Origin of the sequence: Pseudonocardia pini, assembly GCF_013870575.1 — a bacterium.
Lineage (GTDB): Bacteria > Actinomycetota > Actinomycetes > Mycobacteriales > Pseudonocardiaceae > Pseudonocardia > Pseudonocardia pini.
This window is the reverse complement of sequence record NZ_JACBXB010000239.1, coordinates 1-7,164: the sequence shown is the minus strand read 5'-3', so window position 1 is coordinate 7,164 and position 7,164 is coordinate 1. Positions and strand designations below refer to the sequence as shown.

Sequence of the window (7,164 nt, the reverse complement as noted above, 5' to 3'; positions counted from 1 at the left end):
TCCGGCCGGTCGGCGCCGGTCGCCAGCGCGTACTCCCGGACCTTGCCCAGCTCGATCGGGTCCGCCGCCGCGGCCGCGGGCGGCTCCGTCGACGGGGTCAGGCGCGCGCGGATCGACCGCACGAGGCCGACCGCGCCGTCCGGCGCGCAGACGACGATGACCACGACGAGGGCGGCCTGCACGATCGGCCGGAACTCACCGAGGAACCCGAGCAGCTCCGGCAGCCAGACCACCACGAACGCGCCGATCACGGGCCCGTACCAGGCCGCGGTGCCGCCGACGACGATGATGGTCAGCACGTCGACGATCAGGCCGAAGGACACCTCGTCGGGCGTGAGGACGCTGAAGGTCAGGGCGGAGAGCGCGCCCGCGAGCCCGCCGAGGGCGCAGCTGACCGTGAACATCACGCGCCTGCGGCGGACGACCGCGACCCCGAGCGCCTCCGCGAGCGTGTCGTCGATGCGCATGACCTCCAGGATGCGGCCGCTGCGGCCACGCTCGAGGAGGGCGACGCCGGCCGCGCAGACCGCGGTGACCAGGAGCAGGGTGCCGGTGTCGACCACGGCGGGCACCCCGAGCAGCCCGAGCGCGCCGCCGGTGACCGGCTCCCACTCGACCGCGAGGACCTGGACGAGCAGGACGAACGCGAAGGTCGCCATCGCGAGGTACAGCGCCCGGAGCCTGCCCAGGACGTAGGCCAGGACGACGCCGAGGACGGCCGAGCCCGCGACCGCGGCCAGGACGGCGAGCGCGGGGTCCAGCCCGTCCATCGACAAGACGGCCGCGGTGTAGGCACCGATGCCGTAGAAGCCGACGCCGGCGAGGGAGAACATCCCGCTCCGCACCGACAGCAGCACGCTGAACGCCAGCAGGACGAGCACCAGGGCGGTCTGGACCGCTGTCTCGGCGCTGCCGGAGAGCCCCAGCGCAAGCACCGCGCCGGACGTCATGCCCGCTGCCAGGCGCTGCGGGCGAACAGCCCCTGCGGACGCAGGAGCAGCAGCACCAGGATGATCGCGAAGACGACGGCCTCCCGGGCCCCGGAGCCGAGGAACACCACCGTCGCGACCTCGGTCGCGGCGATCAGGTAGGCACCGAGGACGGCACCCCCGACGCTGCCGACCCCGCCGACGATGATCACCGCGAACGCCTTGAGCAGCAACGACTCCGTCATGCTCGCCTCGACGGAGCCGATGTGCACCGCCAGGAGCAGACCCGCGACGCCGGCGAGCCCGCCCGCGACCGCCATGGTCCCCACGCTGAGCCGGTTCGCCGAGATGCCCAGCAGCCCGCAGGTGCGCGGGTCGTGGGCGAGGGCGCGCAGTGCCCGGCCGGTGCGGGTGCGGCGGACCAGGACCGCCAGCCCCACGCTGAGCACGAGGGACAGCGCCACGATGGCGATCTGCACGGCGGTGACCGAGGTGCCCGCCACCGGTATCGCGGTCACCTGGAACGACCCGGTGTCGATCGCCCGGACCCGCCCGTCGGTGATGCGTTCGGCCACCGCGAAGAGCACCGCCCCGGCCGCGATGCTGCCGATCAGGACGGCGAGGCCCGCGCCCTCGGCCGAGCCCGCCCGCGCCCGGATCGGCCGGAACACGAGGATCTCGAGGAGCGCGCCCAGGAGCGCGCCGACCACGGCGCACAGCACGAGCAGGACGGGGAGCGGGACGCCCACCAGGCTGAGCAGGTAGCCGCTGAGCGCGGCCGCCACGAGCACGTTGCCGTGGGCGAGGTTCAGAACGTTGAGGACGCCCCACGACAGGGTGAGGCCGAGTGCGAAGACGGTGTAGACGCCGCCGAGGACGAGTGCGTCCCTCAGGTAATCGGCCACGGTGCTCCCTGGTTCCAGTTCAGGACTTCGTCGACCTGCGGAGAGCCGGTCCGGCTAGAGAAGCGATGTTCACTAAGCCTAGAGGTGACCCAGTCGAGTGTAAAGAGTGGTTCAACCGCCGGCGTTGACTCTTTCGCACTGTTCACAGGCTCTTGGCCTCGTGTGGTGGTCGTGAGACGGGGTTCGGGAACCGAGCGCTGCGTAGTGAGCGGGCTATGACACAACGGCATCCGGAACCTCCACACCGCTCAGGGAGGGCCCCGCGTACGCCGCCCGGAACCGCGCCACCTCGTCCTCCAGGCCGTCCGGGGCGTAGCCCGGCGCGGCGAAGCCCCGGAACAGCACGGCGCAGTACTCGGCCGAGAGGTACCGCGCGTCCCAGGGCCCCGGCCGCAGCCACTGGAAGGTGTAGTTGTGCAGGTTGAAGAACTGGAGCATGCACATCCGGGGATCGAGCGGACGGAAGGCGCCGGTGTGCATCGCCTCGGCGTGCAGGGCGGCCACGAGGTCCTCGAACCGGCGGCGGTCGCCGATCAGCCGGTTCCGGCTGCTCCCGGTGATGCGCTGGATCTCGTGCTCCACCACCCGGATGTAGTCCAGCCGCTGCTCGATGACCTCGAGCAGGGTCTCCGACAGCAGCCGCAGCCGCAGCACGGGGGCGGTGTCCGGGAGGACCGCGATCCGCTGGGCCGCGGCGAGCAGCGGGCCGAGCACGCTGCTGTGGATCTCGACGAGGAGCGCGGGCTTCGAGCCGATGTAGTAGTAGAGCGCGCCCTTGGCGAGGCCGGTCGCCCGACAGAGCTCGGCGACGCCCGTCGCGGCGTACCCCTTGCGGGAGAACAGCTCCGCCGCGATGTCGATGATCTCGCGGCGGCGCACCGCGTAGCCGGGCCCGTGACCCGTGGGGCGCGGCATCGCCCCCTCCCTTCCTCGTGGAGCGGTCTTGCCAGGCACGTGATTGCGCTCTAACTTCGCTGGTAGACATTTTATAGCGCGGTCGGTCTACGAAACACCAGACCGGTCGTCGCCCGCCTCCGAAGCCCGAGGGAGCGCCCATGCCCACCGACACCCCAGGCCCGCGCGTCGAGCGTGAGCCGGTGACCGCCGAGGAGCTCGCCGAGCTCGGCGTGGACCTCGAGAAGGACTTCCCGGGAGCGACGGCCGAGGAGTTCCGTCGTTACCCGGTCCTCTCCGAGGGCGGGTGGTACGTCGTCGTGAAGCACCAGCCGACGCTGCGTTCGGTGAGCCGCACCCCGGACCGGCTGCTCGGCCCGGTGCAGCTCGCCTCGGCCGGGCTGGAGCTCGGGTGAGCGCCGGGGACGTCCTGATCGGCGTCGACGTCGGTGGCACCTTCACCGACGTCGTCGCACTGCGCGGCGGGCGGATCCAGACGGTCAAGGTCGCGACCGAGGTCGGGGACACCGAGAACGGTGTGCTGCGCGCGGCGGCCGAGATCGGGGTCGCCGACGCCGCGGTCTTCAACCACGCGAGCACCCACGGACTCAACGCGGTGATCACCCGCAGGCTGCCGAAGATCGCGTTCCTGACCACCCTCGGCCACCGCGACATCCTCGACGCCGGGCGCGGTTGGCGACCGGTTGAGGGCCTGACCGACCCGTCCTGGCGGCGCTCGTTCGGCGACGCCTCCCGCCCGCTCGTCCCCCGATACCTTCGCCGCGGCATCCGCGAGCGCCGGACCTCCGACGGCGGTGTGCTGATCCCGCTCGACGAGGCCCAGGCCCGCGCCGAGCTCGCCGTGCTGCGCCGCTGCGGTGTCGAGGGCGTCGCGATCTGCCTGCTGAACTCCTATGTGGATGGTTCGCACGAGCAGCGGCTCGGAGAGATCGTGCGCGAGGAGCTGGGGGACGTCCCGATCTCGCTGTCGAGCGCGGTGTCGCCGCTGGCCAAGGAGTACGCACGGGCCTCGACCACCGTCGTCGACGTGCTGATGCAGAAGATCTACGGCGAGTACACCGCGAACCTCACCGCGGGGCTGCGCGACCTGTCCTTCACCGGCGACCTGAACTACGCGGACTGCTCGGCGGCGCTCGTCCCCGCCGAGACGGCGATGGCGCGCCCGTTCCGCATCGTGTTCGCCGGACCCGCCGCGGGGACCGTGGCGAGCGCCCGGCTCGGCGAGATCCTCGGCGTGCAGGACCTGCTGTGCGCCGACGTCGGGGGCACCTCCTGCGACATCAGCCTGGTCACCCGCGGCGAGCCCTACGTCGACACGACGTTCGAGCTCGAGTACGACCTCGTCGTCAACGCACTGTCCAACGAGATCTCCAGCATCGGCGCGGGCGGCGGCAGCCTGGTGACGGTGGCGCAGACCGGCGAGCTGCAGGTCGGACCGGGCAGCGCCGGTTCCGATCCGGGTCCCGCCTGCTACGGCCTCGGCGGCACCGTGCCGACCACCACCGACACCTGCCTGTTGATGGGCGTCCTGGACCCCGACGGGTTCGCGGGCGGCCGGATGAAGCTGGACCGCGAGCGCGCCCGCCAGGCCTTCGACGACCTCGACTCCCCGCTGGAGCCGGGGGAGCGTGTCGGGCAGGCCTTCCACCTGGGCGTCGCGAACATCGCCGAGGGGCTGACCAACGTCGCGGTGCGGCACGGCATCGACCCCCGCGACCACAGCCTCGTCGCGTTCGGCGCGGCCGGACCCATGCTGCTGCCCGCCGCCCTCGCGCAGGTGCACGCGGCCGAGGTGATCGTGCCGCCGCACCCGGGCCTGTTCTCGGCGCTCGGCCTGGTCAGCTCCGACCTCGTGTTCGCCGAGAGCCGCAGCGCCTACCTGCTGCTGGGGCCGGACGTCGCCGAGCAGGTCGACGCCGTGTACACCTCGATCGAGGAGCAGGTGCGGGCCGGGCTGCCCAAGCGCTACCGCGACTCGGCCACGCTGACCCGCAGCTTCGACGGCAGGCTCTACGGCCAGACCTGGGAGACCCCGTTCGTCCCCGTGCCGGAGGGCACGATCGACGCGGACGGCATCGCGCAGATGACGGCCGACTTCCACCGCGTCTACGAGGAGCGCTCGGGCAACCGGTTCGAGTTCGTGCCGGTCCAGGGCGTCACCTTCCGCGTCCGCGCCGTCGTCGACGCCGCCAAGGTCGAGTACCCGGAGCTGTCGACCCGCGGGTCCGGGGCGGTGCCGACCACCGGCACCGTCACGCTCGAGCACTTCGGTGCCGAGCCGGTCGAGGCTCGCGAGTACGACCGCGAGGCCCTCCTCGCGGGCGACCGGATCCCCGGCCCCGCCCTGATCCGCGAACGACTCTCGACGACCTTCGTCGTCCCCGGCCAGACGGCGACCGTCGGCCGGATCGGCGAGCTGCGCATCCGCCAGGACGGAGCCCCGGCATGACCACCGACCACCGACCGACCCCCTTGCGCGACCTCCCGGAGGACGAGTTCCGGACCCGCTACGGCACCGACCGGTTCACCGCCACGCTGCTGGGCAACCGGATGCGCTACGTCGTCGAGCACATGAGCGCGGGCATCCTCACCAACACGTTCTCGCTGATCCTGCGGGACTGGTACGACTTCAACGCCACGATCTCGGGCCCGCCGGAGCAGAACTACCCGATGCCCGCGGTGGGCAACAGCCTGGCGGCGTTCTTCGGCACGATGTCCGAGGCCGTGCGCAACACCATCGAGGAGTACGGCGCCGACGAGCTCCGCCCCGGTGACGTCGTGATCGCCAACGACCCGTACCGGGTCGGCAACCACGTCAACGACATGTGCTTCATCCGGCCGGTGTTCGTGGACGGCCGGGTCGTGTCGTTCGTGACGATCCGGGCGCACCAGCTGGACATGGGCGGGATCGTCCCGGCCGGGTTCAGCTCGACCAAGCACAACGTGTACGAGACCGGTCTGTCGCTGCCCCCGCTGCTGCTCTACCGGGAGGACGAGCCGGTCCGCTCGACCTTCAACCTGATCCTCGACAACTCCCGGTTCGGGGCGATCATCCTCCCGGACATGCGGACGATCCACCAGAGCCTGCGGCTGGGGGAGCGGCTGATCCAGGAGAGCGTCGAGCGGTACGGGGTCGAGGCCTACCTCGGCTCGATCGAGTACGCGGTGGACGCGTCCGCCGAGTCCATGGCCGCGGCCCTGCGGGAGCTCCCCGACGGCAGGTACACGGCCGAGGACTTCCTCGACGCGGACGGGGTCGACGACTCGCTGGAGTACCGGGTCCGGGTGGAGGTCACCAAGGTCGACGACCGGCTCGAGATCGACTTCAGCGGCTCCTCGGCGCAGGCCAGGACGTGCATCAACGCGTCCGTCCTGGACACCAAGGCCGCGGTGGTGATGGCGCTGAAGTTCCTCGTGGACCCGCGGACCCCGTATGCCTCCGGCGCCTTCCGCAACGTCGACGTCGTCCTGCCCGCCGCCACCTTCCTGAGCGCCACCCCGCCCGACGGGGCCGTGTTCATGTACTGGGAGGCGACCCAGCCGGTGATCAGCGCCCTGTTCCGCGCGCTGGAGCCCGTCCTCGGCGACCGCGCGGTCGGCGGGGACTACGGGTCGCTCGGCATCCACAACGCCAACGGGGTCCTGCCGAACGGGGTCCCGTGGGTGGGCACCGCGCAGTGCGGCGCCGAACACGGCCCGTGGGGTGCGACCCGACACGGCGACGCGGACAGCTACCAGGTCTTCTACCAGGCCAACAGCCTCGACCCGGCCACGGAGGCCATCGAGTCGGACATCCCCGGCGTCGTGCTCCGCAAGGACTACGTGATCGACTCCGCCGGTCCGGGGACCAACCGGGGCGGCGCCGCGGTCCGCAAGGACACCCTCTACCTCACCGACGCCGAGCACTGGTCGAGCCTGCTGTCCACCAAGCGCGCGCCCGGGATCGGCGTGTACGGCGGCGAGGCGGGCGGACGCAGCGCCGCGTGGATCTTCCCGCCGGAGGCCGCCGACGTCGCGGGCCGCGGCGATCTGCTGGGGCTCGAGGACGAGGTGTACGCGGGCTCGACCCCCATCACCGGTGTCCTCGACCCCGAGCGGAAGACCCTCGACGCGGACGGCGAGTACTTCTACTTCGCCAGCAGCCCGATCTGGCGGACCGCGCCCGGCTCGCTGTTCCGCTACCAGACCAGCGGTGGCGGCGGCTGGGGCGACCCGCTCGACCGCGAGCCCGACCGGGTCCGGGTCGACGTGCGGGACGAGTACGTGAGCATCGCCGGGGCCTACGAGCGCTACGGCGTCGTGGTCGTCGGCGACCCGGCCACCGACCCGGAGGGCCTGCGCGTCGACGACGAGGCCACCCTGGCACGTCGTGCCGAGCTCAGGGCTGCCCGATGACCGCCCCCGCCCCGGTCGGC

General features: G+C 72.1%; 6 protein-coding genes. 3 read left to right on the top strand and 3 right to left on the bottom strand.

Annotation, left to right across the window (positions count from 1 at the left end; genetic code table 11):
* The 3 genes from H5J29_RS15305 to H5J29_RS15295 all read right to left on the bottom strand — a co-directional run.
* The coding region (locus H5J29_RS15305) for a branched-chain amino acid ABC transporter permease (RefSeq protein ID WP_181781633.1) at positions 1–950 on the bottom strand (950 nt) is incomplete at its 3' end.
* On the bottom strand, positions 947–1,834 hold the full coding sequence (locus H5J29_RS15300; RefSeq protein ID WP_181781632.1) for a branched-chain amino acid ABC transporter permease: 888 nt from the start codon (positions 1,832–1,834) through the stop codon (positions 947–949). The genes H5J29_RS15305 and H5J29_RS15300, both read right to left, overlap by 4 nt.
* 213 nt (positions 1,835–2,047) lie before the next feature.
* The gene (locus H5J29_RS15295) at positions 2,048–2,749 is read right to left on the bottom strand and encodes a TetR/AcrR family transcriptional regulator (protein WP_181781631.1); all 702 of its coding nucleotides are present in this window, start codon (positions 2,747–2,749) and stop codon (positions 2,048–2,050) included.
* Positions 2,750–2,889: 140 nt separating this feature from the next.
* On the opposite strand from H5J29_RS15295, the gene H5J29_RS15290 reads away from it, so the two are divergent.
* The 3 genes from H5J29_RS15290 to H5J29_RS15280 are packed head-to-tail and all read left to right on the top strand — an operon-like array spanning position 2,890 to position 7,144.
* Entirely contained in the window at positions 2,890–3,144 is a 255-nt protein-coding gene (locus tag H5J29_RS15290; protein WP_181781630.1) for a hypothetical protein, read from the top strand.
* Positions 3,141–5,198, top strand: a complete 2,058-nt coding sequence (locus H5J29_RS15285) for a hydantoinase/oxoprolinase family protein (protein ID WP_312858245.1) — start codon at positions 3,141–3,143, stop codon at positions 5,196–5,198. Before H5J29_RS15290 ends, H5J29_RS15285 begins: the two co-directional genes overlap by 4 nt.
* Positions 5,195–7,144: a hydantoinase B/oxoprolinase family protein gene (locus tag H5J29_RS15280; RefSeq protein WP_181781629.1), complete on the top strand. Its 1,950-nt coding sequence runs from the start codon at positions 5,195–5,197 to the stop codon at positions 7,142–7,144. Before H5J29_RS15285 ends, H5J29_RS15280 begins: the two co-directional genes overlap by 4 nt.
* The last annotated feature ends 20 nt before the right edge of the window (positions 7,145–7,164 follow it).